Genomic DNA, 26,451 nt, shown 5'->3' with positions numbered 1-26,451 from the left:
AGGGAGAGGGGATAAAAGCATTACTTAGTAATACGACCCTGAGCATCTTTCAGCGCGGCATCGACGGTCTGACGACCGCTGGCTGCGTTGATGACCGCGGTACGCGTTGCATACCAGAACGCCGCCATTTGTGGGATGTTCGGCATGATTTCGCCTTTCTGGGCGTTATCCATGGTGGCCGCGATACGCGGATCTTTCGCTAACTGATCCTGGAAGGATTTCAGCGCTACGGCGCCCAGCGGTTTGTCCTTGTTCACTTCATCCAGACCCTGATCGGTCAGCAGGTAGTTTTCCAGGAACTCTTTCGCCAGCTCTTTGTTCGGGCTCGCCGCGTTGATACCGGCGCTCAGCACGCCAACGAACGGTTTAGACGGCTTGCCTTTGAAGGTTGGCAGCAGCGTCACGCCGTAGTTGATTTTGCTCTTGTCGATGTTGCTCCAGGCCCACGGACCGTTGATGGTCATCGCGGTTTCGCCTTTGTTGAACGCCGCTTCCGCGATGGAGTAGTCGGTATCCGCGTTCATGTGCTTGTTCTTGATGAGGTCAACCAGGAAGGTCAGACCCGCCTTCGCGCCAGCGCTATCTACGCCCACGTCTTTCACGTCATATTTGCCGTTTTCAAATTTGAACGCGTAACCGCCGTCGGCAGCAATCAGCGGCCAGGTGAAGTACGGCTCTTGCAGGTTGAACATCAGCGCAGATTTACCCTTCGCCTTCAGATCTTTATCCAGTGCAGGGATCTCTTCCCAGGTTTTCGGTGGGTTTGGCACCAGGTCTTTGTTGTAAATCAGGGAGAGGGCTTCAACCGCAACCGGGTAAGCAATCAGCTTGCCGTTATAACGCACCGCATCCCAGGTGAACGGGAACAGTTTGTCCTGGAACGCTTTGTCCGGGGTGACTTCAGCCAGCAGGCCAGACTGTGCGTAGCCGCCGAAGCGGTCATGCGCCCAGAAGATGATGTCCGGGCCGTCGCCGGTCGCCGCTACCTGCGGGAATTTCTCTTCCAGCTTGTCCGGGTGTTCAACGGTGACTTTGATACCGGTGTCTTTCTCGAATTTTTTACCCACTTCGGCCAGGCCGTTATAGCCTTTGTCGCCGTTAATCCAGATAACCAGCTTACCTTCTTCAATTTTGGCGAGAGCCGGTGCGGAAATCATCATTGCTGCCAGGGCGGACAATGCGAAAACGCGTGCGCCAGTCTTGATCTTCATATCTGCCATCCTTTTTGGTGATGTGCTCGTGGATACATGAGGTGGTTCAACGTCACTCAGTCTCCTTATTTGACATCCTCTTTCCATCCTCCTGACTCCTACGCCCCACCCCCGCTTTGTGTGATCTCCGTTGCATAAATTTAAGTTATGAGTGCTGGCGCACATAAAAACGCGCTGATTTTTGCAGGCGGCTTCACGATTTTCGCCTAAGCCCCCCAGCCGCGGTCGCAGAGCCTGCTCTCTCATCCTCCCGCCTCCTCCCCCATAAAAAAGCCGGGGGGTGGAGGATTCACGTAAGTAATGGATACCCCATAGTGAACTTATCTTGAATGTTTCTGTCGGCGACAGGTTGTAACGAAGGGAGAAGGGCATGGCGAGCGTACAGCTGCGTAATGTAACGAAAGCCTGGGGCGAAGTGGTGGTGTCGAAAGACATCAATCTCGATATCCACGAAGGCGAATTCGTGGTGTTTGTTGGCCCATCTGGCTGCGGTAAATCAACTCTGCTGCGTATGATTGCCGGTCTTGAAACCATCACCAGCGGCGATTTGTTTATTGGTGATACCCGTATGAACGACATCCCGCCCGCCGAACGCGGCGTGGGCATGGTGTTCCAGTCTTATGCACTCTATCCACACCTTTCCGTTGCTGAAAACATGTCCTTTGGCCTGAAGCTGGCCGGGGCGAAGAAAGAGGTGATTAACCAGCGCGTCACGCAGGTGGCGGAAGTTCTCCAGCTCGCGCACCTGCTGGAGCGTAAGCCAAAAGCGCTCTCAGGCGGCCAGCGCCAGCGCGTGGCGATCGGTCGTACCCTGGTGGCGGAGCCGCGCGTATTCCTGCTTGATGAACCGCTTTCTAACCTGGATGCCGCCCTGCGCGTCCAGATGCGTATCGAAATCTCCCGTCTGCACAAGCGCCTGGGGCGCACGATGATTTACGTCACCCACGATCAGGTCGAAGCGATGACCCTGGCCGACAAGATTGTGGTGCTCGACGCAGGCCGCGTGGCGCAGGTGGGTAAACCGCTGGAGCTTTATCACTACCCGGCAGACCGCTTTGTTGCGGGCTTTATTGGCTCGCCAAAGATGAACTTCCTGCCCGTCAAGGTGACCGCGACAGCTATCGAACAGGTACAGGTGGAGCTGCCAAACCGTCAGCAGGTATGGCTGCCGGTCGACAGCACCAACGTACAGGTCGGGGCAAACATGTCCCTGGGTATTCGTCCTGAACACTTACTGCCAAGCCACGTCGCCGATGTGACGCTGGAAGGCGTGGTTCAGGTCGTCGAACAGCTTGGTCACGAAACACAGATTCATATCCAGATCCCCGCCATCCGTCAGAACCTGGTCTACCGCCAGAATGACGTGGTGTTGGTAGAAGAGGGTGCCACATTCGCTATCGGCTTGCCGCCAGAGCGTTGCCATCTGTTCCGTGAGGATGGCACAGCATGTCGTCGGCTGCACAAAGAGCCAGGCGTTTAAGCAATCCCAATAAAAAGCACGAAACCGACAGGTGAAGTGTTCAAAGAAAAGCAATGATCTCAGGAGATAGAATGATGATTACTCTGCGCAAACTTCCACTGGCAGTTGCCGTTGCAGCAGGCGTTATGTCTGCTCAGGCGCTGGCTGTAGATTTTCATGGTTATGCTCGTTCCGGCATTGGCTGGACCGGGAGTGGCGGCGAACAACAGTGTTTCCAGGCAACCGGTGCTCAAAGTAAATACCGTCTTGGTAACGAATGTGAAACCTACGCTGAGCTGAAACTGGGCCAGGAAGTGTGGAAAGAGGGCGATAAGAGCTTCTACTTCGACACCAACGTAGCGTACTCCGTCGCACAGCAGAACGACTGGGAAGCCACTGACCCGGCATTCCGTGAAGCAAACGTGCAGGGTAAAAACCTGATTGAATGGCTGCCAGGCTCCACCATCTGGGCCGGTAAGCGCTTCTATCAGCGTCATGACGTTCACATGATCGACTTCTACTACTGGGATATCTCCGGTCCTGGTGCGGGTATTGAAAACGTCGATCTGGGCTTCGGTAAGCTCTCTCTGGCAGCGACCCGTTCTCAGGAAGCGGGCGGCTCTTACATCTTCACCAGCAACGATATCTACAGCAAATACAAAGACACCGCCAACGACGTGTTTGACGTGCGTTTAGCGCAGATGGAAATCAACCCAGGCGGCACGCTGGAGCTGGGCGTTGACTACGGTCGTGCAAACAAAACTGACGGTTATAGCTTTGCAGACGGCGCGTCTAAAGATGGCTGGATGTTCACGGCTGAACACACTCAGAGCATGCTGAAAGGCTATAACAAGTTCGTTGTTCAGTACGCAACTGATGCTATGACCACGCAGGGTAAAGGTATTCCACAGGGTTCCTACACCGGCAACAGCTACGATAACGACGCTGAAATTGGCGCAGTAGACAACAAGATCAACAACAATGGTTCCCTGGTTCGTATCCTCGACCACGGTGCAATCTCCCTGGGCGATAGCTGGGATCTGATGTACGTCGGTATGTATCAGGATATCGATCGTGACGACAACAACGGCACCACCTGGTACACCGTGGGCGTGCGCCCAATGTACAAATGGACGCCAATCATGAGCACCCTGCTGGAAGTTGGCTACGACAACGTTAAATCTCAGAAAACTGACGAAACTAACAACCAGTACAAAATCACCCTGGCACAGCAATGGCAGGCAGGCGACAGCATCTGGTCTCGCCCGGCTATCCGTGTCTTCGCAACCTACGCCAAGTGGGATGAAAAATGGGGCTATGACAACGGCATCGCGAAAAACGATACCAAAACTGCTACCTACAGCCGCGGCGACAACGATGAGTGGTCCTTCGGCGCCCAGATGGAAATCTGGTGGTAATACCGTCTTAATCTGACGTAATGACCAAACAGGGGGGCGAAAGCCCCCCAATCCTTCGGGACGGCGCGCTATTGCCTGGCTACCGCTGAACCAGTGTTTTTTGAGGTGATAACAATGAAAATGAACAAAACTCTCCTTGCCCTTTGCTTATCCGCAGGGCTGCTGGCGAGCGTGCCTGCCGTCACGTTTGCCAATGTGAATTTCGTCCCGCAAAACACAACCGCTGCGCCAGCTATTCCGGCAGCGGCGCTGCAGCAGCTGGTCTGGGCGCCGGTCGATCAGTCTAAAGCGCAAACGACCCAGCTCTCAACGGGCGGGCAAACCCTGAACGTGCCCGGCATCAGCGGCCCGGTGGTGGCCTACAGCGTGCCCGCGAATATTGGTGAACTGACGCTGACGCTGTCGAGCGAAGTGAATAAGCAGACCAGCGTCTATGCACCGAACGTGCTCATTCTTGATCAGAACATGACGCCATCTGCGTTCTTCCCAAGCGAATATTTTACCTACCAGGAGCCTGGCGTCATGAGCGCCGACCGCCTGGAAGGGGTGATGCGCCTGACGCCTGCGCTGGGCCAGCAGAAGATCTACGTGCTGGTATTCACCACCGAGAAAGATTTACAGCAAACCACAACGCTTCTCGATCCGGCGAAAGCCTACGCCAAAGGCGTGGGTAACGCCGTGCCGGATATCCCTGACCCGATTGCCCGTCACACCACCGATGGCGTTGTGAAGCTGAAAGTGTCTACCAGCAGCGCCTCCAGCGTACTGGTTGGCCCGCTGTTTGGTTCCTCTGGCACCGGTCCCGTGACCGTCGGCAATACCGCTGCCCCTGCGTATGCCGCACCGGTTGCCGCTGCGCCAGCTGCCGCCCCGGCCCCGGCGAAAAAATCCGAGCCGGTGCTGAACGACACCGAAACCTACTTCAATAATGCTATCAAGCAGGCGGTTAAGAGCGGCGATGTCGACAAAGCCCTGAAGCTGCTTGATGAAGCCGAGCGTTTAGGTTCAACCACTGCCCGTTCCACCTTTATCAGCAGTGTAAAAGGCAAGGGGTGACGGTCGTCCCCCACAGTGCTGATTTGTCCGTTTTAGTGCGCCTGAGTGGGCGCACTTTTTTTTCAGCCGCTGGCTCTGTTGCAACACTGTTGCGATATTGATCGCTAATTAGCGTTTGCCCGCCCTCAATCCGCTTTTCTGCGATACAATGCCTTTACGTTATGTATCGGAGAGTCTGGCATGTCACACCCCGCGCTAACGCAACTGCGTGCGCTGCGCTATTTTGACCAAATACCCGCGCTTGACCCGGAGCAACTCGACTGGTTGCTGCTGGAAGATTCCATGACGAAACGTTTTGAGCAGCAGGGCAAAACGGTCACCGTGACGCTGATTCAGGAAGGGTTTGTCACCGCTGAGGACATCGCCGGCGAACTGCCGCTGCTGCCGCAGGAAAATCGCTACTGGCTGCGTGAAATTTTGCTCTGCGCCGACGGCGAGCCGTGGCTTGCCGGGCGCACGGTCGTGCCGGAATCCACCCTTACGGGGCCGGAGCTGGCGCTGCAAAACCTGGGGAAAACCCCGCTTGGGCGCTATCTTTTCACCTCGTCCGAGCTCACCCGTGATTTTATTGAAATTGGTCGCGATGCCGATCTGTGGGGGCGTCGTTCCCGCCTTCGCCTGAGCGGTAAACCGTTAATGCTGACGGAGCTATTTTTACCGGCGTCGCCGTTGTACTAAGAGGAAGAAAAAATGGAGTGGAGCCTGACGCAGAACAAGCTGCTGGCCTATCACCGCTTAATGCGAACTGATAAACCCATCGGCGCGCTGCTGCTGCTGTGGCCAACCTTATGGGCGCTGTGGGTGGCAACCCCCGGCCTGCCGCCGCTGTGGATCCTGGCGGTGTTTGTCGCGGGCGTGTGGCTGATGCGCGCGGCGGGATGCGTGGTGAATGACTATGCCGACCGCAAGTTTGACGGCCACGTTAAGCGTACCGCCAATCGTCCTCTGCCGAGCGGCCAGGTCACGGAGAAAGAGGCCCGCACGCTGTTTGTGGTGCTGGTGCTGCTCTCGTTCCTGCTGGTGTTAACGCTCAACACCATGACCATCCTGCTCTCCGTCGCCGCGCTGGCGCTGGCGTGGGTATATCCGTTTATGAAGCGCTACACCCATCTGCCGCAGGTGGTGCTGGGCGCCGCGTTTGGCTGGTCGATACCGATGGCCTTCGCTGCGGTGAGCGAGTCCGTGCCGCTGAGCTGCTGGCTGATGTTCCTCGCCAACATCCTCTGGGCGGTGGCTTACGATACGCAGTACGCGATGGTCGACCGGGACGATGACCTGAAGATTGGCATCAAATCCACGGCGATTCTGTTTGGTCGTCACGACAAGCTGATCATCGGGATTTTGCAGGTGGCGGTGCTGGCGCTGATGGTGGCAATCGGTCGCCTGAACGGGCTGAACTGGGAGTTCTACTGGTCAGTGCTTGTCGCGGGGCTGCTGTTCGCCTACCAGCAGAAGCTGATTGCGAAGCGCGAACGTGAAGCCTGCTTTAAAGCGTTTTTGAACAATAACTACGTCGGTCTGGTGCTGTTCCTGGGCCTGGCGATGAGCTACTTTGGCTAAAAAAGAAGCCCGGTGGCGCTAGCGCTGACCGGGCTTACATGTCATGCAGGATCGTAGGCCGGGTAAGCGCTAGCGCCACCCGGCTTTTTTACATCACTCGTCCTGCGTCGCGCTTTCAATCGTTAAACGCACGTCCGAGGTAATCAGGTCTGCCAGCATCTGGTAAACCTTCAGCGTTTCTGCTGGCTCTGCATCACCGGTATCGCTGATAAAGCCTTCATCGCGCAGCGTCAGCACCAGGGAGCTGAACACCGCCTTGTCGAAGAACTCCGGCGCGTTAATGCCGTGCAGAACGGACAGACGCTGCGCCAGCGTGCGGCTCTCTTTTTCCAGCGTGCCGCGGTTGATGGACGGATTTGCGCTCAGCAGCCAGAAGGTAATGGCGTAACGCTGCAGCGTTTCACGCGCGCCGGCCGCCAGCAGCTGCAGGGTGCGGGAGCGAGACGGGTTGATGTGCAGTTCGTCGTTGGTGACCGTTATCAGCCCCTGACGACGCAGCTCTTCCGTCAGCTTATCCAGCTCTGCCGCCAGCTCATCTTTACTCCAGCGCAGGAACAGCTCCGCTTTCAGCATCGGGTACAGCGCGTCGACATGGCGCAGCAGCTCCTGACGGGAAATACGGCGATGCTGGGTAATAATGGCGGCCATCAGCGACGGCAGCATCAGCATGTGCGCAATGTTGTTGCGATAGTACGTCATCAGCACCGCCTGCTCGCGCGGCAGAATAATGATGTCGCCAATCGTGTCTTTCTCGACTTCAAACTTGTTCATCTGCAACGCATGCTCGATGAGTTCGTTTGCCGTCGCGGTCGGAACGGTGGAATCGACGGAATAGGGCACATTACGCATAATGTCCAGATAGCAATCGAGCTGTTCGGTGAGCTGTTCGCGGGTCAGCGAACGCTGGCGCGACGCCAGCAGTGCGGTACAGCACAGGTTCATGGCGTTGGCTGCACCCGCGTTGTTGATACGCACCATCAGCTCGGCGGCGATACCGTTCACCGTTGGCGTCAGCCAGGCCGGACGCACCGCTTCGATGGGATCGATAGACTCGCGCCACTCCGGAACATGGTGGTTCAGGTAGTTCATCAGCGGCATCGGCTCGCCAAAGTTCACGTAGCCCTGACCGAGGTTGCGCAGCTTACTCAGGCCGCGCAGCATCTGCGGCAGGCTCTCTTTCTCTTTGGTCGCCCCGCGCAGCTCTTTCGCGTAGGTGCCCACTTCCATCACGTGTTCGTAACCGATGTAGATCGGCACCAGCGTAATCGGACGGGTGCCGCCGCGCAGCATGGCCTGAATAGTCATCGACAGCGTGCCGGTCTTCGGATCGAGCAGTCGCCCGGTACGGGAACGTCCGCCTTCGACGAAGTACTCAACGGAATAGCCGCGGCTGAACAGCTCGCCGAGATATTCACGGAACACGGTGGAGTAAAGCTTGTTGCCTTTAAAGGTACGACGAATAAAGAACGCACCCAGACGGCGGAAAATTGGCCCTGCTGGCCAGAAGTTCAGGTTAATACCGGCGGCGATATGCGGCGGTACCAGGCCCTGATGATAGAGCACGTAAGAGAGCAGCAGGTAGTCCATGTGGCTGCGGTGGCACGGCACATAGACAATTTCGTGACCGTCGTGCGCCAGCTGGCGAACGCGCTCGGCGTTGTGAACGTTAATCCCCTGATAGAGGCGGTTCCACGTGAAGCCGAGAATACGATCAGAAAGGCGAATCATCTCGTAGGAGAAGTTCGCGGCAATCTCTTCCATCAGCGCGATGGCGTTCTGCTGCGCTTTCTCATGCGAAATCTTCTTGCTGCGCGCTTCGTCTTCAACGGCGCGGGCAATGGCTTTGGAGGCCAGAAGCTTGTTGAAGAGATCCTGACGCGCAGGCAGACGCGGCCCTACGGCAGCCAGACGCTGGCGGGCAAAGTGCATACGCGCAACGCGCGCCAGCTTTTGCGCGATGATTTTATCCGTGCCGTGTTCGTCCGCCATGCGGCGCAGGGAAACGGAAGGAGAGAAACGCACAAAGCTATCGCGACCCAGCCAGGATACCGCGAAGAACTTCTGAATGCCGTTAAGCATACGCAGCGGCGGATTCTCTTCGCCTTTTTCACGGCCCGGACGGCGACCAAACATCACCGATACCGGCACCATCTGCACATCCAGATTGGGATTGCTGCGGTGCAGGTCGAGGTAGTCATGAAACAGCTTGATAGACTCTTCTTTCGGCGTGTAATAGGTAAACACGCGTGGCCCGCCGTGGATAAACACATAGCGCGGCAGCAACGTTCCGTCGATTTCGAGCGGTTCAAGCGGGTCAGGAAGCTCATGCGCCAGACATTGGGCGCGAAGCGTCAGCAAGTCTGCCTTCGAGTTATAAGGCAAAACGTACATAATAGGGCGAGAAGTATCGAGCCCTAATTCCAGCGCGGGTTCTGCTGGGATAGACTTGCTTTTTACCAGGACGCTTAATGGTAAATTAAGTAATTTGTAGTAAATTCGTGGCCAGCCGGACATAAACGATGTAAAGCCTCTGGTTAATAATGCAAATGCGGCGCAAGGATAACAGAAAGCGCGCAAAATTTCTGTTGTTACCCGTCATACTTCAGGCAGCAGCGAAACGCGCAGCCGCTATAGTTACTGACGCTTTTTCTCATAAAAGGTTCTTTTAATGGCCAATAATACCACTGGGTTAACCCGAATCATCAAAGCTGCCGGTTATTCATGGAAAGGTTTCCGTGCCGCGTGGGTCAATGAAGCCGCGTTTCGTCAGGAAGCCGTTGCCGCCATTGTCGCGGTGATTATCGCCTCTTTCCTTGATGTAGACGCCATCACCCGCGTGCTTCTGATTGGTTCTGTGCTGTTGGTGATGATAGTGGAAATTCTCAATAGCGCTATTGAGGCCGTCGTTGACCGTATTGGCTCCGACTTCCACGAGCTTTCTGGTCGTGCAAAAGACATGGGATCCGCCGCCGTGCTGCTGGCGATTATTACCGCATTAATCACCTGGGGCACGCTCCTCTGGTCACATTTCCGATAAGCCTTCAGGAATCGATAACTCCCTGGTTTTTTGTGCAGTTTTTGATTCCAAAATCGCCTTTGACTGTATATACTCACAGCATAACTGTATATACACCCAGGGGGCGGAATGAAAGCGTTAACGACTAGGCAGCAAGAGGTGTTTGATCTCATTCGGGATCACATCGGCCAGACGGGTATGCCACCTACGCGTGCGGAAATCGCGCAGCGTCTGGGGTTCCGTTCTCCAAATGCTGCCGAAGAGCACCTCAAAGCGCTGGCGCGTAAAGGCGTTATTGAGATTGTGTCCGGAGCATCACGCGGCATTCGTTTGCTGGTGGAAGAAGAGACGGGTATTCCACTGATTGGCCGTGTGGCGGCAGGTGAACCTCTCCTCGCACAGCAGCACATTGAAGGCCATTATCAGGTTGATCCTGGTATGTTCAAACCCAGTGCCGATTTCCTGCTGCGCGTCAGCGGTATGTCCATGAAAGACATCGGTATTCTCGACGGCGACTTGCTCGCAGTTCACAAAACCCAGGAAGTGCGCAACGGCCAGGTTGTGGTCGCGCGTATTGACGACGAAGTGACCGTTAAGCGCCTGAAAAAGCAGGGCAACACCGTGCAACTGCTGCCGGAGAACAACGAGTTCTCTCCAATCGTGGTGGATTTGCGCGAGCAGAGCTTCTCCATTGAAGGGCTGGCCGTCGGCGTCATCCGCAACGGCGAATGGCTCTAATCTCTTCCTGACAGGCTGCGCTTTCCGCGCGGCCTGACTTATTTTCCTGCCCCGGTATGTTTTCATGTCATTGCTGACTGCTTCTGATAAGGCGTTGTGGCGTCTTGCGTTGCCGATGATTTTTTCCAATATCACCGTTCCGCTGCTGGGACTGGTTGATACCGCCGTGATTGGTCATCTGGACTCGCCGGTCTATCTGGGGGGCGTTGCCATTGGCGCAACGGCTACCAGCTTCCTCTTTATGCTGCTGCTCTTTTTGCGCATGAGCACCACGGGCCTCACGGCACAGGCGTATGGCGCAAAAGATCCGCTGCGTCTGGCGCGCGCACTGGTGCAGCCGCTTATTATGGCCCTGGGCGCAGGCATGCTTATCGTGCTGCTCCGCACGCCTCTGATCGACCTGGCGCTGCACGTCGTGGGCGGCAGCGAAGCGGTGCTGGAGCAGGCAAGACGCTTCCTCGAAATTCGCTGGCTCAGCGCACCGGCATCGCTTGCCAACCTGGTGCTGCTCGGCTGGCTGCTGGGGGTTCAGTACGCCCGCGCGCCGGTGATCCTGCTGGTGGTGGGCAACGTCCTCAACATTGTGCTCGACCTGTGGCTGGTGATGGGGCTGCACATGAACGTGCGGGGCGCGGCGCTGGCTACGGCGATTGCGGAATACGGCACGCTGATCATCGGGCTGTGGATGGTCTGGCGGGTTCTGAAGATGCGCGGGATATCGCTGTCCCTGCTTAAGGATGCCTGGCGTGGCAATATCCGTAAGCTGCTGGCGCTCAATCGCGACATCATGCTGCGCTCGCTGCTGCTCCAGCTCTGTTTTGGCGCGCTGACGGTCTTTGGCGCGCGTCTTGGCCCTGAGATCGTGGCAGTTAACGCGGTGCTGATGACGCTGCTCACCTTCACCGCCTACGCGCTGGACGGCTTTGCCTATGCCGTCGAAGCCCACTCCGGGCAGGCTTTTGGCGCGCGTGAAAGCGGCCAGCTGCGCGAGGTCTGGCGCGCGGCCTGCCGTCAGTCGGGGCTGGTGGCGCTGGTGTTTGCCGTTATTTATGCCTTTTTCGGCGAGCATATTATTGCGCTGCTTACCTCACTGCCCGAGCTGCGGGAGCTGGCGAGCCACTACATCGTCTGGCAGGTGATTCTGCCGGTGGTGGGCGTCTGGTGCTATCTGCTGGACGGGATGTTCATCGGCGCAACGCGCGGGGCGGAGATGCGTAACAGCATGGCGGTTGCGGCCGCCGGTTTTGGCCTTACGCTGCTGACGCTGCCCTATCTGGGGAATCACGGACTGTGGCTGGCGCTGGCGGTATTCCTCTCCCTGCGCGGCCTGTCGCTGGCGTTTATCTGGCGCCGTCACTGGCGGCATAACACCTGGTTTCCGTCCCAGCGCGATCTGTCGTAATGGTTAAAGATTCTGAATATGAAAATGGCTGCCGAATCCTTAACTACAATAATTATCACGTCCAGCAGAAAAGAACGTCACGGACGCTACGACATTACGCTTAACAGAGGACACGATGATGAACAAAGACGAAATCAGCGGCAACTGGAAGCAGTTCAAAGGTAAAGCGAAAGAACAGTGGGGTAAACTCACCGATGACGATATGACCGTTATCGAAGGTAAGCGCGACCAGCTGGTCGGTAAGATCCAGGAACGTTACGGTTACGAGAAGGATAAAGCGGAAAGCGAAGTGAAAGACTGGGAAACCCGTAACGACTATCGCTGGTAATACAGTACTACCCGTGCGTATAAGGATGTACTCCCCGAGGGCGGCCATGAGCCGCCTTTTCTTTTGCCCCTAGCGCGGCTTTTTCTTCACGAGGATAGAGTGATCGTGCTGGCAATCGTCGTGATGGCTGCAGGCTTCTACCTCAACGCACGCGGAACAGAGGCCGTGTGCTTCAATCACGTTGTGACGCAAAGCGAAGCCCATCCTGGCCGCCAGCGTGTGCATAATGTCTTCAACACCTTCCGCACCCTCTTCCTTCACCACGCCGCAGCGGTCGCAGATAAACATCGCTGACGTGTGGGTCGGCTGGTCAAACAGATGGCACAGCACGTAGCTGTTTGTTGACTCCACCTTATGCACAAAGCCCTGCTCGAGCAGGAAATCCAGCGCACGGTAAACGGTAGGCGGTTTAGCCTGGGGCTCGCTTTCGCGCAGCAGGTCGAGCAGATCGTATGCGCTGATAGCCCCTTGCTGCAGGCTCATCAGACGCAATACCTCAAGGCGCTGCGGGGTCAGGCGCACATTGCGTTGCGCGCACAGCTTTTCAGCTTGCGCCAGCAGCTCTTGCGTTGTGGTCTTATCCATTTAGCACCTCGAATGAATTAGGATGGAAAACCCTCACTTTATCATGTTCTGTTAAAAACACCGAGAACCGCCAGGTGTGCTATACCTGACCCATCACAATCCGGGGAATAAACCATGAAAAGACCTGACTGTATTCGACACTGGCGCGACGTAGAAGGCGCCGATGATTCCACCTATCCAGACAGCCCTGAGCTATTTTCCATCGGCGCGCCGCTGGCGCGAACGCTGGGGCTGGGGCGCATCGGGATCCATCACGAGCGCCTGCCGCCCGGGCGCCGCACGTCGTACCCTCATGCCGAGAGCGACGAAGAGGAGTTTATCTACGTGCTGGAAGGCTATCCAGAAGCCTGGATTAACGGCTATCTGTGGAAGCTGGAGCCGGGGGATAGCGTCGGTTTTCCGGCCGGAACGGGTGTCTGCCATACCTTTATCAACAACACCGATGAAGAGGTGCGTTTACTGGTGGTGGGTGAGGCCAACAAGAAGCAAAACCGCATCTATTATCCGCTGAATCCGGACTATGCCGCCACGCGTGAAGACCGCTGGGTAGACCATCCGCCGCAGTTTTTTGGCCCGCACGATGGAAAACCTGGGCGAAAATAATTTCCTCTTCTATAAATATTGAGGGCCGTCACAAATAACAACAGGCCCGGTGGCGATTTAACTTAAGGAAATAGCGGGTCTTTTTGTACTTATTCACAGCAATAGTTCGTTCCTGTTTGGGTGATAACAGACAGGGGTTATTTCATAACAGACTATAAGACGAGCATACTGTGAAAAAACATTTTAAATTTTCGGTGGTTAGCATTGCTGTCTCCATGTTTATGGCAAATCAGGCGGGAGCAGCCAATACCTGGACAGAATCGCGTAGCGACGCCATGGGAGGAACGGGCGTGGCATCAGGCAGCTACGGCAGCGGGGCGCTTATCAACCCGGCGCTGCTGGCAAAAGCCAAGCCTGACGATGACGTGACGGTGATTTTGCCGTCGGTCGGGGCGCAAATTACGGACAAAGATAATCTTCAGGACGAAATCGACACCATTAACGACAAAATCAATCACTATCAGAACGTGATTGACGATTTGACGCCTGCGGAGATCATTACGAATCCGCTAGGCTCTATCAACCAGTTCCAGGGCGCGGCGAAAGATCTCGCCGACGAACTGGACTACCTTAAGGGTAAAACCGCACGCGCGACGGCCGGTGCGGGTATCGCCGTCAGTATTCCAAACGACGTGCTTTCCGTCGCCTTTATGGCGAAAGGCTACGCCCACGGGCGCGTCAGTTCTTCTATCGATCAGCAGGATATCGACTACCTGCGCGGCATCCAAAAGAGCGATGCCGTGGCGGCAGGCGTCGCGCTGGATGCAGCGTTGAACGGCACCGACCAAATCACCAAAAACCTCAACTCCACGGCGTCTGGCCGGGCAGCGATTGTTTCTGACTACGGTATTGCGGTTGCCCGTCAGTTCGATCTCGGCGGCGTGCCGGTGTCCCTCGGGGTCACGCCAAAGCTGCAAAAAACCTGGGTCTACAACTACACCACCTCTATTTACGACTACGACAGCAATAAGTGGAACGACAGCCGCTACCGTACCGACGACACCGGTTTCAACGTTGATGCGGGTATTGCCGCCGATTTCGGTGAAAACTGGACGGTGGGCCTGAGCGGGCAAAACCTGATGTCGCGCGATATCGATACCAAAGACGTTCGCATCCGCAACGGGCGCACCGGTGAGGTGGTGAGCTATAAAGATACTTACCAAATCCGTCCGCTGGTCACCGCGGGTGCCGCGTGGCACAACGATCTGGTGACCCTGACCGCCGATGGCGATCTGACGGAAACCAAAGGCTTTAAGAGCGAAGACACCTCGCAGTACGCTGGCGTAGGTGCCGAAATCACCCCGCTGAGCTGGCTCGCCGTTCGCGCCGGTTTCCGCGCTGATATGAAAGGCAACGACAGCAATGTCTTTACCGGCGGTCTGGGCTTCGCGCCGTTTAGCACGGTGCATGTTGACCTGATGGGCCTGTACGGGGAAGACGAAACCTGGGGTGCCGGGGCACAGCTGAGTATGACGTTTTAAAGAGAACCGGAGGCGCTGCGCCTCCGGCTTTTCTTTGTGCTATAGTAGCGCCCCATTTCCACCAGATGCTTAAAAATTCGCCATGTCGTCAGAACTTCAGACCGCTTTCGCCGCACACCGTTTCTCCATCGCCCCGATGCTCGACTGGACGGACAGACACTGCCGCTACTTCCTGCGTCAGCTCTCCCGCCACACGTTGCTGTACACCGAAATGGTGACCACCGGCGCGATTATCCACGGAAAGGGTGACTATCTGGCTTACAGCGAAGAAGAGCATCCGGTTGCATTACAGCTCGGCGGCAGCGATCCGGCGGCGCTTGCGCACTGCGCGAAGCTGGCGGAGGCGCGCGGGTATGACGAGATCAACCTTAACGTCGGCTGTCCTTCCGATCGCGTGCAAAACGGCATGTTCGGCGCCTGCCTGATGGGCAACGCGCAGCTCGTGGCGGACTGCATTAAAGCGATGCGCGATGTAGTGTCTATTCCGGTCACGGTGAAAACCCGCATCGGCATCGACGATCAGGATAGCTACGAATTCCTGTGCGATTTCATTAATACGGTAGCCGGAAAGGGCGAGTGCGAGATGTTTATCATCCACGCGCGTAAAGCCTGGCTATCGGGTCTGAGCCCAAAAGAGAACCGCGAAATTCCACCGCTGGACTACCCGCGCGTGTACCAGCTCAAGCGCGATTTCCCGCACCTGACCATGTCGATTAACGGCGGAATAAAATCCCTCGACGAGGCCAAAGCGCATCTCGAACATATGGACGGCGTGATGGTGGGGCGCGAGGCGTATCAAAATCCGGGTATTCTGGCGACGGTCGACCGTGAAATCTTCGGCGTGGAAGGCGCGGATACCGATCCGGTTGCCGTGGTGCGCGCCATGTACCCGTACATCGAGCGCGAGCTGAGCAACGGCACCTATCTGGGCCACATTACCCGCCACATGCTCGGCCTTTTCCAGGGCATTCCGGGGGCGCGCCAGTGGCGTCGTTACCTCAGCGAAAACGCGCATAAAGCGGGTGCGGATATCGAGGTGCTGGAACACGCGCTGCGTCTGGTTGTCGATAAGCGGTAAAATTCCAAAATTATCAGCGCAATAACCGCGCGGGTTACTCAGGTATTGAGGGGTTCGTCACATACCTGCAACTTTTCCGGCAGCATTGCTTAGAACGGAATAGGATTTACTTATCGAATCTGTCACTATGGCTGCCGCTAAAGAATTCATCGAGCTGTACCCTACATACAGCCGAACTAAAAAAAGAAAGGGCTTCCTACGGGAAGCCCAATTTCTTTTTAGGGGATCAGCAGGCTCGAGCCCTGCGTCGCCCGGCTCTCCAGCACCTCGTGCGCGCGCTGCGCATCGGTAAGCGCATATTTCTGCGAATCCGCCACGTCCACCTTAATCACGCCGCTCGCGATAAGCGAAAACAGCTCGTTGCTGGCTTCCTCAAGCTCTTCCCGGTTGGTGATGTAACCCTGCAAAGACGGGCGCGTCACGTACAGCGAGCCTTTCTGGTTAAGGATGCCGAGATTCACGCCCGTGACGGCGCCGGAGGCGTTACCAAAGCTCACCATCAGCCCGCGACGCTGCAAACAATCCAGCGACGCTTCCCAGGTGTCTTTGCCCACCGAGTCGTAAACCACGCGCACCTTTTTGCCGCCGGTGATCTCTTTTAACCGCTCAACGATGCTCTCTTCCCGGTAGTTGATGACCTGCCACGCGCCCGCGTCGAGCGCCCGCTGGGCCTTCTGTGCGCTGCCCACGGTGCCGATCAGCTTCGCGCCCAGGGCTTTCGCCCACTGGCAGGCAATCAGCCCCACGCCACCTGCGGCCGCATGGAACAGGAACTGCTCGTCGGGTTTGATCTCGTAGGTTTTGCGCAGCAGGTAGTAAACCGTTAACCCTTTCAGGAACGAGGCCGCGGCCTGCTCGAAGGAGATGGCATTGGGGAGCAGGGCGGCTTTGTCGGCAGGGACGTTATGAACCGTGCTGTACGCCCCGAGCGGCGACTGCGCATAGACCACGCGATCGCCCTCTTTAATATGCTTAACGGCGCTCCCGACTTTGATGACCACGCCTGCCGCCTCGGTTCCCAGGCCGCTTGGCATTGACGGAGGTGGATAAAGGCCGCCGCGGATGTAGGTGTCGATGTAGTTAATCCCGATGGCTTTGTTTTCAACCTGGATCTCGTTTTCACCAGGCGCAGCGGGGGAAAACTCCACTGCTTTGAGTACGTCAGGGCCACCATGCTTGTGAAATTCAATACGCGTTGCCATGCTTCCTCCATAAGAAAATGTGGTAATCTTTCGACCCACTCTTTATCTCGGTAACTCCATTCACTATGGCAGGAAACAAACCCTTCAACAAACAGACTGAACCCCGCGAACGTGATTATCAGGTAGCCGGGTTAAAAGTCCCGCCGCACTCGATTGAAGCGGAACAGTCGGTGTTGGGCGGTTTAATGCTGGACAACGAACGCTGGGACGACGTCGCCGAGCGCGTGGTGGCCGAAGATTTCTACACCCGCCCGCACCGCCATATCTTTACCGAAATGGCGCGTTTGCAGGAGTCCGGCAGCCCGATTGACCTCATCACGCTCGCGGAATCGCTGGAGCGCCTGGGGCAGCTGGACAGCGTCGGCGGGTTTGCCTATCTGGCAGAGTTATCAAAAAATACGCCAAGTGCGGCGAACATCAGCGCTTACGCCGACATCGTGCGCGAACGCGCCGTTGTGCGCGAGATGATCTCCGTTGCGAACGAGATCGCTGAAGCCGGCTTCGATCCGCAGGGGCGCACCAGCGAAGACCTGCTCGACCTCGCCGAATCCCGCGTGTTTAAAATCGCCGAAAGCCGCGCGAATAAAGACGAAGGCCCGAAAAACATCGCCGACGTGCTCGACGCCACCGTCGCGCGTATTGAACAGCTTTTCCAGCAGCCGCACGACGGCGTGACGGGTGTGAACACCGGCTATGACGATCTCAACAAGAAAACCGCGGGCCTGCAGCCGTCTGACCTGATTATCGTCGCGGCGCGTCCGTCGATGGGTAAAACGACATTTGCGATGAACCTCGTCGAAAACGCGGCGATGTTGCAGGATAAGCCGGTATTGATTTTCAGTCTTGAGATGCCCTCCGAGCAGATCATGATGCGTTCTCTGGCGTCGCTCTCCCGCGTGGATCAGACCCGCATCCGTACCGGCCAGCTTGATGACGAAGACTGGGCGCGGATCTCCGGCACCATGGGCATTCTGCTGGAAAAACGTAACATCTATATCGACGACTCCTCTGGCCTGACGCCAACGGAAGTGCGCTCCCGCGCGCGCCGTATTGCCCGCGAACACGGCGGCATCGGCCTGATCATGATCGACTACCTCCAGCTGATGCGCGTGCCGTCGCTTTCCGACAACCGTACCCTGGAAATCGCCGAAATTTCCCGCTCGCTCAAGGCGTTAGCCAAAGAGCTGCACGTGCCGGTGGTGGCGCTGTCCCAGCTTAACCGCTCCCTGGAACAGCGTGCGGACAAACGCCCGGTCAACTCCGACCTGCGTGAGTCCGGCTCCATCGAGCAGGATGCTGACTTAATCATGTTCATCTACCGTGATGAGGTTTATCACGAGAACAGCGATCTGAAAGGGATCGCCGAAATCATTATCGGTAAGCAACGTAACGGCCCCATCGGTACGGTGCGTCTGACCTTTAACGGACAATGGTCGCGCTTTGATAACTACGCGGGACCGCAGTATGACGACGAATAAGGAATTCCCATGCAAGCGGCAACTGTAGTCATTAACCGCCGCGCTCTGCGACACAACCTGCAACGTCTGCGTGAACTGGCGCCCGCCAGCAAGCTCGTTGCAGTCGTGAAAGCGAACGCTTACGGACACGGTCTTCTCGAGACCGCGCGAACGCTCCCCGATGCCGACGCCTTTGGCGTCGCCCGTCTTGAAGAAGCGCTGCACCTTCGCGCTGGCGGCATTACGCAGCCCATTTTGTTACTCGAAGGATTTTTCGAAGCCGCCGATCTGCCGACCATCGCTGACCAGCACCTTCATACCGCGGTGCATAACGAAGAGCAGCTTGCGGCACTCGAAACCGCCGACCTGAGCGAGCCGGTCACCGTCTGGATGAAGCTCGATACCGGAATGCACCGTCTGGGCGTGCGTCCGGAGAAGGCCGAGGCGTTCTATCAGCGTCTGTGCCGGTGCAAAAACGTGCGCCAGCCGGTGAACATCGTCAGCCATTTTGCTCGCGCCGACGAGCCCGAGTGCGGCGCAACCGAGCAGCAGCTCGATATTTTCAATACCTTCTGCGAAGGCAAGCCGGGGATGCGCTCTATCGCGGCCTCCGGCGGCATTTTGCTCTGGCCGCAGTCGCACTTCGACTGGGCGCGTCCGGGCATTATCCTGTACGGCGTATCGCCGCTGGAAAACAAACCCTGGGGGCCGGATTTTGGCTTCCAGCCGGTGATGTCCCTGGTGTCTAACCTGATTGCCGTGCGCGAGCACAGGGCGGGCGAGCCTGTGGGCTACGGCGGCACCTGGGTCAGCGAGCGCGATACCCGCCTGGGCGTGGTGGCGATGGGCTACGGCGACGGCTATCCGCGCGCGGCGCCGTCCGGCACGCCGGTGCTGGTCAACGGGCGCGAAGTGAAGATTGTTGGTCGCGTGGCGATGGACATGATTTGCGTTGACCTGGGGCCAGAGGCGCAGGACAAAGCGGGTGACGACGTGGTGATGTGGGGCGAAGGTTTACCCGTTGAGCGCATCGCGGAGATCACAAAAGTAAGTGCTTACGAACTTATTACGCGCCTGACCTCGCGGGTAGCGATGAAGTACGTCGACTGACCCTTTTCTGGAGTGAGATCGTGATTCTCACTCCAGTTCATTAACATCCCTCGATCTTCTCCCACATCCGGTTTATTGTTGAATTCCCTGCCTCATCGATATCCGGAGAACCATCGCGTGTTTCAGAAAGTTGACGCCTACGCCGGCGACCCCATTCTCTCCTTAATGGAGCGTTTCAAAGAAGATCCCCGCAGCGACAAAGTGAACCTGAGCATTGGCCTTTATTACAATGAGGACGGCATCATTCCTCAGCTGCAGGCCGTTGCCGAAGCCGAAGCACGCCTGAACGCGGCGCCGCACGGTGCTTCACTTTATTTGCCGATGGAAGGGTTAAACACCTACCGCAACACCATCGCGCCGCTGCTGTTTGGCGCCGATCACGCGGTGCTCGCGCAAAAACGCGTGGCAACCATCCAGACGCTGGGCGGTTCGGGCGCGCTGAAGGTGGGCGCAGATTTCCTGAAAAAATACTTCCCGGATTCCGGCGTGTGGGTCAGCGATCCGACGTGGGAAAACCACGTTGCCATCTTTGAAGGCGCGGGATTTAAGGTGTCGACCTACCCGTGGTTCGACAATGAAACGAACGGCGTGCGCGTTGACGCGCTGCTGGAAAAACTGAACACCCTGCCGGAGCGCAGCATCGTGCTGCTGCACCCTTGCTGCCATAACCCAACCGGCGCAGACCTGACCCATTCTCAGTGGGACGCGGTTATCGAGGTGCTGAAAGCGCGCAATCTGATCCCGTTCCTCGACATCGCCTATCAGGGCTTTGGTGCAGGCATGGAAGACGACGCTTACGCCATCCGCGCGATTGCGAGCGCCGGGCTGCCCGCGCTGGTGAGCAACTCCTTCTCTAAAATCTTCTCGCTGTACGGCGAGCGCGTAGGCGGCCTGTCCGTGGTGTGCGAAGACGCAGAAGCCGCCAGCCGCGTGCTGGGCCAGCTGAAAGCCACGGTTCGCCGCATTTACTCCAGCCCGCCGGCGTTTGGTGCGCAGGTGGTGGCAACGGTTCTCGGTGATGACGCGCTGAAGGCCACCTGGCTTGCGGAAGTGGAAGCCATGCGTAAGCGTATTCTGTCGATGCGCCAGGCGCTGGTGAACGTGCTGAAAGAGGCGGTGCCGGGGCATAACTTTGACTATCTCCTCAAGCAGCGCGGGATGTTCAGCTACACCGGGCTGAGCGCGGCGCAGGTCGATCGTCTGCGTGAAGAGTTCGGCGTTTACCTGATTGCCAGCGGACGTATGTGTGTGGCAGGCCTGAACGCCAGTAACGTTCAGCGCGTGGCGCAGGCGTTTGCAGCGGTGATGTAAGTGCTTGCTTACTGATGATTCCCTCTCCCCTATGGGGAGAGGGCCAGGGTGAGGGGAATATACGGCTGTGGTGGTCGTTCCGTTCACCTTACGTTCCCTGCTTCTCTGTTACCACACGACCTGTGAACGTGTCAGGGAGGCTCGCCGCCGCCTCCCTGACCACCCAGGCTCCCGGCAAGAAAATCGTCGCTTCGCGATTCCCTCAGCTTATTCCTTCAGGCTTTCGGGTCGGGCACCAGCCTGCATCCATGCAGGCTATGCCCTCTCGGCGCGTCCCTGCGCCTCGCCCCGGCCTTACGGAAACGCTTCGGCGATTTTCGGCCGGACAGAGTGTCGCTGTAAGAGGTTTATTTTCATGTCAAATTCTCATCGCTTTAGGGTAACAATATCACCGGGCCTCCCTCTCCTTGTGGGAGAGGGGCGGGGTGAGGGCATCAGGCGGCGTGGTGTAATGCCTTTTACCGCCCCTAAAACCCCCTCCACGCTTTGTGATCTTCTTCTTTTTATTCAAATCCATAAGTAAAAACTCCTTTCATTCGAACCCCTCAGGGGGTATGGTCGGGTAGTTTTTTGACCATTTGTTAAAAATAAAACGATAACAAACTGAATATTCAGGGGAAAATATGCGCAAGATCACACTGGCGCTCAGCGCCGCCTGCTTATTGTTCTCGCTTAACAGCGCCGTCGTTGCGCGCGCCTCCGCGCCCACGCCGCTGTATACCGGCACCACCGCCGCCATTCTCGCCGAGCAAGCCCCCATTCACTGGGTTTCCGTGGCACAAATCGAAAACAGCCTGATGGGCCGCCCGCCAATGGCGGTAGGCTTTGATATCGACGACACCGTGCTGTTCTCCAGCCCCGGCTTCTGGCGCGGCAAAAAAACCTATTCGCCGGACAGCGAAGCCTATCTGAAGAACCCGGAATTCTGGGAGAAAATGAACAACGGCTGGGACGAGTTCAGCATCCCGAAAGAGGTGGCCCGCTCGCTCATTGCCATGCACGTTAAGCGCGGCGACAGCATCTACTTCGTGACCGGGCGCAGCCAGACCAAAACCGAAACGGTCTCTAAAACCCTGCAGGATGATTTTTTAATTCCGGCGACCAGCATGAACCCGGTGATTTTCGCGGGTGACGAGCCCGGGCAGAACACCAAAACCCAATGGCTTGAACAGAAAAATATCAAAGTGTTCTACGGCGATTCGGATAACGATATCACCGCAGCCCGTGACGTCGGCGCCCGGGGGATCAGGGTGTTACGCGCCTCGAATTCGACCTATCGACCGCTGCCAATGGCCGGGGCGTTTGGCGAAGAGGTGATTGTGAATTCTGAATACTGAGGTATGCTGATTTTTTGAACAAATCAGGCCTGCCGGGTTTACCTTTTGTCGTCTTGCTGCACACTTAAAGGGGCAGGCACTCAGTTAGCATTAAACCCATCCAAGGGGAGCAAAGATGACAATCTCGGAGATACTTCAATACTGCATGAGTAAACCTGGCGCAGAGCAAAGCGTCCACAGCGACTGGAAAGCCACCCAGATTAAGGTCGGGGACGTGCTGTTTGCGATGGTTAAAGAGGTGGAAGGTCGCCCGGCGGCGTCGCTGAAAACCAGCCCGGAACTGGCGGAGCTGTTACGCCAGCAGCATGATGACGTTCGCCCAAGCCAGCATCTCAATAAGGCGCACTGGAGCACCGTCTGGCTCGACGGTTCGCTGCCCGGTTCGCAAATTTACTATCTGGTGGATGCGTCTTATCAGCAGGCGGTTGAGCTGCTGCCTGAAACGACCCGACAGCAGCTCTCCGTGTGAGCCTTACAGCAACGGTTTGAGGAAGCGCGCGGTGTGCGACGCTTCGCACTCTGCAACGGTCTCTGGCGTGCCGGAAACGAGAATTTCACCGCCGCCGCTACCGCCTTCCGGGCCGAGATCCACAATCCAGTCCGCGGTTTTAATCACGTCGAGGTTGTGCTCAATCACCACGATGGTGTTGCCCTGATCGCGCAGCTGATGCAGAACCTCCAGCAACTGCTGAATATCCGCAAAGTGCAGACCGGTGGTCGGCTCGTCGAGGATGTACAGCGTCTGGCCGGTGCCGCGTTTGGACAGCTCGCGCGCCAGCTTCACGCGCTGGGCTTCACCGCCGGACAGCGTGGTGGCTGACTGGCCCAGACGGATGTAGGTCAAACCCACGTCCATCAGCGTTTGCAGCTTACGCGCCAGCGCAGGAACGGCATCAAAGAACTCACGCGCTTCTTCGATGGTCATATCCAGCACTTCGTGGATGGTCTTGCCCTTGTATTTGATCTCCAGCGTTTCGCGGTTATAGCGTTTGCCTTTGCACTGGTCGCACGGCACGTAGATATCCGGCAGGAAGTGCATTTCAACCTTGATCACGCCATCGCCCTGACAGGCTTCGCAGCGACCGCCGCGCACGTTAAAGCTGAAACGTCCAGGGGTATATCCGCGCGAGCGCGATTCCGGTACGCCAGCAAAGAGTTCACGCACGGGCGTGAATACGCCGGTATAGGTCGCCGGGTTGGAGCGCGGAGTCCGTCCAATCGGGCTTTGGTCGATATCGATAACCTTGTCGAAATGCTCCAGGCCCTGAATATCGCGGTACGGCGCCGGTTCGGCAAGCGTTGCACCGTTAAGCGCGGTCTGCGCAATCGGGAACAGCGTGTCGTTAATCAGCGTGGATTTACCGGAACCGGAAACCCCCGTCACGCAGGTGAACAGGCCGACAGGCAGCGTCAGGGTCACGTCTTTCAGGTTGTTGCCGCGCGCCCCGGTCAGCTTGAGCACTTTTTCCGGGTTCGCCGCCACGCGCTGTTTTGGCACGTCAATTTTGCGCTTGCCGCTCATGAACTGCCCGGTGAGGGACTCCGGCACCGCCATAATGTCTTTCAGCGTACCTTCCGCCACCACCTGACCGCCGTGAACGCCCGCGCCCGGCCCGATGTCGATCACGTGGTCTGCCGCGCGAATCGCGTCTTCGTCGTGCTCAACCACAATCACGGTGTTACCGAGGTTGCGCAGGTGGATCAGCGTGCCGAGCAGGCGCTCGTTATCGCGCTGGTGCAGGCCGATGGACGGCTCATCCAGCACGTACATCACGCCCACTAACCCGGCGCCGATCTGGCTTGCCAGACGGATACGCTGGGCTTCACCGCCGGAAAGCGTTTCAGCCGAGCGGGAAAGGGTCAGGTAGTTCAGGCCGACGTTCACGAGGAACTTCAGGCGATCGCCAATCTCTTTCAGCACTTTCTCAGCGATTTTGGCGCGCTGGCCGGACAGCTTCAGGTTGTTGAAGAAGTCCATCGCGTGACCAATGCTCATGTCTGAGATGGTCGGCAGCGCCGTGTTTTCAACAAACACGTGGCGCGCTTCGCGGCGCAGGCGGGTGCCTTCGCAGGTGGCGCAGGAGCGGTTGCTGATAAACTTCGCCAGCTCTTCGCGTACCGCGCTGGATTCGGTCTCTTTGTAGCGGCGCTCCATGTTGTGCAGAACGCCTTCGAACGGATGGCGGCGCACGGAGGTATCGCCACGATCGTTCATGTATTTGAACTCGATGTTCTCTTTGCCGGAACCGAACAGGATCACTTTATGGACGTTTGCGCTCAGGCTTGCCCACGGCGCTTCAACGTCGAACTTGTAGTGCTCTGCCAGCGATTTCAGCATCTGGAAGTAGTAGAAGTTACGCTTGTCCCAGCCGCGAATGGCGCCGCCGGCCAGCGACAGCTCCGGGTTTTGGATCACGCGATCCGGGTCGAAATACTGCTGCACGCCAAGGCCGTCGCAGGTTGGACACGCGCCGGCCGGGTTGTTGAACGAGAACAGGCGCGGTTCCAGCTCGCGCATGCTGTAGCCGCAAATCGGGCAGGCGAAGTTGGCGGAGAAGAGCAGCTCTTCCGCTTTCGGGTCGTCCATATCGGACACCACCGCCGTACCGCCAGACAGCTCCAGCGCGGTTTCAAAGGATTCCGCCAGACGCGTGGCGAGATCGTCACGCACCTTGAAGCGGTCAATCACCACTTCGATGGTGTGTTTCTTTTGCAGCTCAAGCTTGGGCGGATCCGACAGGTCGCACACTTCGCCGTCAATACGGGCGCGGATATACCCCTGGCTTGCCAGGTTTTCCAGCGTTTTGGTGTGCTCGCCCTTACGCTCTTTAATGATGGGCGCAAGGAGCATCAGGCGCTTGCCTTCCGGCTGCGACAGCACGTTATCGACCATCTGGCTCACGGTTTGCGCCGCCAGCGGGACGTCGTGGTCCGGGCAGCGCGGCTCGCCCACGCGGGCATACAGCAGACGCAGGTAGTCATGAATTTCGGTAATAGTACCGACCGTTGAGCGCGGGTTGTGCGAGGTGGATTTCTGCTCAATGGAGATTGCAGGTGACAACCCTTCGATGTGGTCGACATCCGGTTTTTCCATCAGCGACAGGAATTGACGCGCGTACGCGGAGAGCGATTCAACGTAACGACGCTGTCCTTCGGCATACAAAGTGTCGAAAGCCAGTGAGGATTTGCCAGAACCCGAAAGCCCGGTCACGACAATGAGCTTGTCGCGAGGGATTATGAGGTTGATATTCTTGAGATTGTGGGTGCGGGCGCCCCGAACTTCGATCTTATCCATTCACCTTTCCCGGTTGGAACACGGATTGCCTGGTTTGTTTGAAGGACAAACGGCTGTCAGAAACGGCTAATTATGACACAATTTGACCTGTTTGAATATACAGTATTGGAATGCATTTTCTGATTCACTGTGTAACAATGTCGAGTCCGCGAGAGATTTCTGAACCAGCCACGCAACTATGCAAATTGCCGCGTGGAAATGGTACACTCGCGCGTTTACACTATTAAGAAACGTATTCAGGAGACACGAACATGGCCAGCAGAGGCGTAAACAAGGTGATTCTCGTCGGTAATCTGGGCCAGGACCCGGAAGTACGCTACATGCCGAGTGGTGGCGCAGTTGCCAACATTACGCTGGCTACTTCCGAATCCTGGCGTGATAAAGCGACCGGCGAAATGAAAGAGCAGACTGAATGGCACCGCGTTGTGCTGTTCGGCAAACTGGCGGAAGTGGCCGGTGAGTATCTGCGTAAAGGTTCTCAGGTCTATATCGAAGGCCAGCTGCGTACCCGCAAATGGACCGATCAGTCCGGCGCTGAGAAATACACCACTGAGGTTGTGGTAAACGTCGGCGGCACCATGCAGATGCTGGGTGGCCGTGCAGGCGGTGGCGCACCAGCAGGTGGCGGCCAACAGCAGCAGCAGGGCGGTTGGGGTCAGCCTCAGCAGCCTCATGGCGGCAACCAGTTCAGCGGCGGCGCGCAGTCTCGTCCGCAGCAGCAGTCTGCTCCGGCGCCATCTAACGAGCCGCCAATGGACTTTGACGACGATATCCCGTTCTAAGCCCTGTCGCGACAGACCTAAA

General features: G+C 57.2%; 23 protein-coding genes. 18 read left to right on the top strand and 5 right to left on the bottom strand.

Annotation, left to right across the window (positions count from 1 at the left end; translation table 11 throughout):
* Positions 1–20: 20 nt before the first annotated feature.
* Entirely contained in the window at positions 21–1,211 is a 1,191-nt protein-coding gene (gene malE, locus AB6V08_RS16665; protein WP_368543937.1) for a maltose/maltodextrin ABC transporter substrate-binding protein MalE, read from the bottom strand.
* A 370-nt stretch (positions 1,212–1,581) separates the two neighbouring features.
* On the opposite strand from malE, the gene malK reads away from it, so the two are divergent.
* The 5 genes from malK (at position 1,582) to ubiA (ending at position 6,704) form a co-directional block, all read left to right on the top strand.
* A complete protein-coding gene (gene malK, locus AB6V08_RS16660) occupies positions 1,582–2,691 on the top strand; it encodes a maltose/maltodextrin ABC transporter ATP-binding protein MalK (RefSeq protein WP_368543936.1) in 1,110 nt (369 codons plus the stop codon).
* A 74-nt stretch (positions 2,692–2,765) separates the two neighbouring features.
* Entirely contained in the window at positions 2,766–4,088 is a 1,323-nt protein-coding gene (locus AB6V08_RS16655; protein ID WP_368543941.1) for a maltoporin, read from the top strand.
* A 114-nt stretch (positions 4,089–4,202) separates the two neighbouring features.
* Positions 4,203–5,144, top strand: a complete 942-nt coding sequence (malM, locus tag AB6V08_RS16650) for a maltose operon protein MalM (RefSeq protein WP_368543935.1) — start codon at positions 4,203–4,205, stop codon at positions 5,142–5,144.
* A gap of 180 nt (positions 5,145–5,324) precedes the next feature.
* Positions 5,325–5,822: a chorismate lyase gene (ubiC, locus tag AB6V08_RS16645; protein ID WP_368543934.1), complete on the top strand. Its 498-nt coding sequence runs from the start codon at positions 5,325–5,327 to the stop codon at positions 5,820–5,822.
* A 12-nt stretch (positions 5,823–5,834) separates the two neighbouring features.
* Positions 5,835–6,704 (top strand): 4-hydroxybenzoate octaprenyltransferase, encoded by an 870-nt coding sequence (ubiA, locus tag AB6V08_RS16640; RefSeq protein ID WP_368543933.1) that lies wholly within the window; start codon positions 5,835–5,837, stop codon positions 6,702–6,704.
* A gap of 93 nt (positions 6,705–6,797) precedes the next feature.
* Here ubiA and plsB read toward each other — a convergent pair whose 3' ends face one another.
* Complete coding sequence (gene plsB / locus AB6V08_RS16635) at positions 6,798–9,218, bottom strand: glycerol-3-phosphate 1-O-acyltransferase PlsB (RefSeq protein ID WP_368543932.1); 2,421 nt, start codon at positions 9,216–9,218, stop codon at positions 6,798–6,800.
* Between the two features lie 154 nt (positions 9,219–9,372).
* On the opposite strand from plsB, the gene AB6V08_RS16630 reads away from it, so the two are divergent.
* The 4 genes from AB6V08_RS16630 (at position 9,373) to AB6V08_RS16615 (ending at position 12,188) form a co-directional block, all read left to right on the top strand.
* Positions 9,373–9,741 carry a diacylglycerol kinase gene (locus tag AB6V08_RS16630; protein ID WP_368543931.1) on the top strand — a complete coding sequence of 123 codons (369 nt, stop codon included), beginning with the start codon at positions 9,373–9,375 and terminating at the stop codon, positions 9,739–9,741.
* 108 nt (positions 9,742–9,849) lie between these two features.
* Positions 9,850–10,458, top strand: coding sequence for a transcriptional repressor LexA (lexA, locus tag AB6V08_RS16625; RefSeq protein WP_368543930.1), 609 nt, complete (start codon positions 9,850–9,852; stop codon positions 10,456–10,458).
* Positions 10,459–10,522: 64 nt separating this feature from the next.
* On the top strand, positions 10,523–11,860 hold the full coding sequence (dinF, locus tag AB6V08_RS16620; protein ID WP_368543929.1) for an MATE family efflux transporter DinF: 1,338 nt from the start codon (positions 10,523–10,525) through the stop codon (positions 11,858–11,860).
* A gap of 118 nt (positions 11,861–11,978) precedes the next feature.
* Entirely contained in the window at positions 11,979–12,188 is a 210-nt protein-coding gene (locus tag AB6V08_RS16615) for a CsbD family protein (RefSeq protein ID WP_368543928.1), read from the top strand.
* Between the two features lie 69 nt (positions 12,189–12,257).
* Here AB6V08_RS16615 and zur read toward each other — a convergent pair whose 3' ends face one another.
* On the bottom strand, positions 12,258–12,773 hold the full coding sequence (zur, locus tag AB6V08_RS16610) for a zinc uptake transcriptional repressor Zur (protein ID WP_368543927.1): 516 nt from the start codon (positions 12,771–12,773) through the stop codon (positions 12,258–12,260).
* A 114-nt stretch (positions 12,774–12,887) separates the two neighbouring features.
* Here zur and AB6V08_RS16605 point away from each other — a divergent pair, with 114 nt between their 5' ends.
* From AB6V08_RS16605 to dusA, 3 genes are all read left to right on the top strand, one after another.
* On the top strand, positions 12,888–13,376 hold the full coding sequence (locus AB6V08_RS16605) for a cupin domain-containing protein (protein WP_368543926.1): 489 nt from the start codon (positions 12,888–12,890) through the stop codon (positions 13,374–13,376).
* Between the two features lie 215 nt (positions 13,377–13,591).
* Positions 13,592–14,857 carry a conjugal transfer protein TraF gene (locus AB6V08_RS16600; protein ID WP_439649892.1) on the top strand — a complete coding sequence of 422 codons (1,266 nt, stop codon included), beginning with the start codon at positions 13,592–13,594 and terminating at the stop codon, positions 14,855–14,857.
* 82 nt (positions 14,858–14,939) lie between these two features.
* On the top strand, positions 14,940–15,935 hold the full coding sequence (gene dusA, locus AB6V08_RS16595; protein WP_368543924.1) for a tRNA dihydrouridine(20/20a) synthase DusA: 996 nt from the start codon (positions 14,940–14,942) through the stop codon (positions 15,933–15,935).
* Positions 15,936–16,153: 218 nt separating this feature from the next.
* Here dusA and AB6V08_RS16590 read toward each other — a convergent pair whose 3' ends face one another.
* On the bottom strand, positions 16,154–17,137 hold the full coding sequence (locus AB6V08_RS16590; protein WP_368543923.1) for a quinone oxidoreductase: 984 nt from the start codon (positions 17,135–17,137) through the stop codon (positions 16,154–16,156).
* Positions 17,138–17,202: 65 nt separating this feature from the next.
* On the opposite strand from AB6V08_RS16590, the gene dnaB reads away from it, so the two are divergent.
* From dnaB to AB6V08_RS16565, 5 genes are all read left to right on the top strand, one after another.
* A complete protein-coding gene (gene dnaB / locus AB6V08_RS16585) occupies positions 17,203–18,615 on the top strand; it encodes a replicative DNA helicase (RefSeq protein WP_003860298.1) in 1,413 nt (470 codons plus the stop codon).
* 9 nt (positions 18,616–18,624) lie between these two features.
* Complete coding sequence (alr, locus tag AB6V08_RS16580; protein ID WP_368543922.1) at positions 18,625–19,704, top strand: alanine racemase; 1,080 nt, start codon at positions 18,625–18,627, stop codon at positions 19,702–19,704.
* 117 nt (positions 19,705–19,821) lie between these two features.
* On the top strand, positions 19,822–21,015 hold the full coding sequence (gene tyrB / locus AB6V08_RS16575) for an aromatic amino acid transaminase (protein ID WP_368543921.1): 1,194 nt from the start codon (positions 19,822–19,824) through the stop codon (positions 21,013–21,015).
* Positions 21,016–21,638: 623 nt separating this feature from the next.
* Positions 21,639–22,352, top strand: a complete 714-nt coding sequence (gene aphA, locus AB6V08_RS16570; RefSeq protein ID WP_368543920.1) for an acid phosphatase AphA — start codon at positions 21,639–21,641, stop codon at positions 22,350–22,352.
* Between the two features lie 115 nt (positions 22,353–22,467).
* On the top strand, positions 22,468–22,821 hold the full coding sequence (locus tag AB6V08_RS16565; protein WP_368543919.1) for an MmcQ/YjbR family DNA-binding protein: 354 nt from the start codon (positions 22,468–22,470) through the stop codon (positions 22,819–22,821).
* Between the two features lie 3 nt (positions 22,822–22,824).
* On the opposite strand, the gene uvrA is transcribed toward AB6V08_RS16565, so the two are convergent.
* A complete protein-coding gene (gene uvrA, locus AB6V08_RS16560) occupies positions 22,825–25,647 on the bottom strand; it encodes an excinuclease ABC subunit UvrA (protein ID WP_368543918.1) in 2,823 nt (940 codons plus the stop codon).
* Positions 25,648–25,898: 251 nt separating this feature from the next.
* On the opposite strand from uvrA, the gene ssb1 reads away from it, so the two are divergent.
* Complete coding sequence (gene ssb1 / locus AB6V08_RS16555; RefSeq protein ID WP_368543917.1) at positions 25,899–26,429, top strand: single-stranded DNA-binding protein SSB1; 531 nt, start codon at positions 25,899–25,901, stop codon at positions 26,427–26,429.
* Positions 26,430–26,451 lie beyond the last annotated feature (22 nt).

Source organism: Enterobacter soli (genome assembly GCF_964208575.1).
Lineage (GTDB): Bacteria > Pseudomonadota > Gammaproteobacteria > Enterobacterales > Enterobacteriaceae > Enterobacter > Enterobacter soli_A.
This window is presented reverse-complemented; position numbering and strand designations above follow the sequence as displayed.

Coding starts and splice junctions, on each gene's coding strand:
- zur (WP_368543927.1), bottom strand. CDS start 12,773: ATGGATAAGACCACAACGCAAGAGCTGCTGGCGCAAGCTGAAAAGCTG.
- AB6V08_RS16615 (WP_368543928.1), top strand. CDS start 11,979: ATGAACAAAGACGAAATCAGCGGCAACTGGAAGCAGTTCAAAGGTAAA.
- uvrA (WP_368543918.1), bottom strand. CDS start 25,647: ATGGATAAGATCGAAGTTCGGGGCGCCCGCACCCACAATCTCAAGAAT.
- dusA (WP_368543924.1), top strand. CDS start 14,940: ATGTCGTCAGAACTTCAGACCGCTTTCGCCGCACACCGTTTCTCCATC.
- AB6V08_RS16655 (WP_368543941.1), top strand. CDS start 2,766: ATGATTACTCTGCGCAAACTTCCACTGGCAGTTGCCGTTGCAGCAGGC.
- malE (WP_368543937.1), bottom strand. CDS start 1,211: ATGAAGATCAAGACTGGCGCACGCGTTTTCGCATTGTCCGCCCTGGCA.
- malM (WP_368543935.1), top strand. CDS start 4,203: ATGAAAATGAACAAAACTCTCCTTGCCCTTTGCTTATCCGCAGGGCTG.
- AB6V08_RS16605 (WP_368543926.1), top strand. CDS start 12,888: ATGAAAAGACCTGACTGTATTCGACACTGGCGCGACGTAGAAGGCGCC.
- dinF (WP_368543929.1), top strand. CDS start 10,523: ATGTCATTGCTGACTGCTTCTGATAAGGCGTTGTGGCGTCTTGCGTTG.
- AB6V08_RS16630 (WP_368543931.1), top strand. CDS start 9,373: ATGGCCAATAATACCACTGGGTTAACCCGAATCATCAAAGCTGCCGGT.
- plsB (WP_368543932.1), bottom strand. CDS start 9,218: ATGTCCGGCTGGCCACGAATTTACTACAAATTACTTAATTTACCATTA.
- dnaB (WP_003860298.1), top strand. CDS start 17,203: ATGGCAGGAAACAAACCCTTCAACAAACAGACTGAACCCCGCGAACGT.
- ubiA (WP_368543933.1), top strand. CDS start 5,835: ATGGAGTGGAGCCTGACGCAGAACAAGCTGCTGGCCTATCACCGCTTA.
- alr (WP_368543922.1), top strand. CDS start 18,625: ATGCAAGCGGCAACTGTAGTCATTAACCGCCGCGCTCTGCGACACAAC.
- ubiC (WP_368543934.1), top strand. CDS start 5,325: ATGTCACACCCCGCGCTAACGCAACTGCGTGCGCTGCGCTATTTTGAC.
- ssb1 (WP_368543917.1), top strand. CDS start 25,899: ATGGCCAGCAGAGGCGTAAACAAGGTGATTCTCGTCGGTAATCTGGGC.
- aphA (WP_368543920.1), top strand. CDS start 21,639: ATGCGCAAGATCACACTGGCGCTCAGCGCCGCCTGCTTATTGTTCTCG.
- malK (WP_368543936.1), top strand. CDS start 1,582: ATGGCGAGCGTACAGCTGCGTAATGTAACGAAAGCCTGGGGCGAAGTG.
- lexA (WP_368543930.1), top strand. CDS start 9,850: ATGAAAGCGTTAACGACTAGGCAGCAAGAGGTGTTTGATCTCATTCGG.
- AB6V08_RS16590 (WP_368543923.1), bottom strand. CDS start 17,137: ATGGCAACGCGTATTGAATTTCACAAGCATGGTGGCCCTGACGTACTC.
- AB6V08_RS16600 (WP_439649892.1), top strand. CDS start 13,592: ATGTTTATGGCAAATCAGGCGGGAGCAGCCAATACCTGGACAGAATCG.
- AB6V08_RS16565 (WP_368543919.1), top strand. CDS start 22,468: ATGACAATCTCGGAGATACTTCAATACTGCATGAGTAAACCTGGCGCA.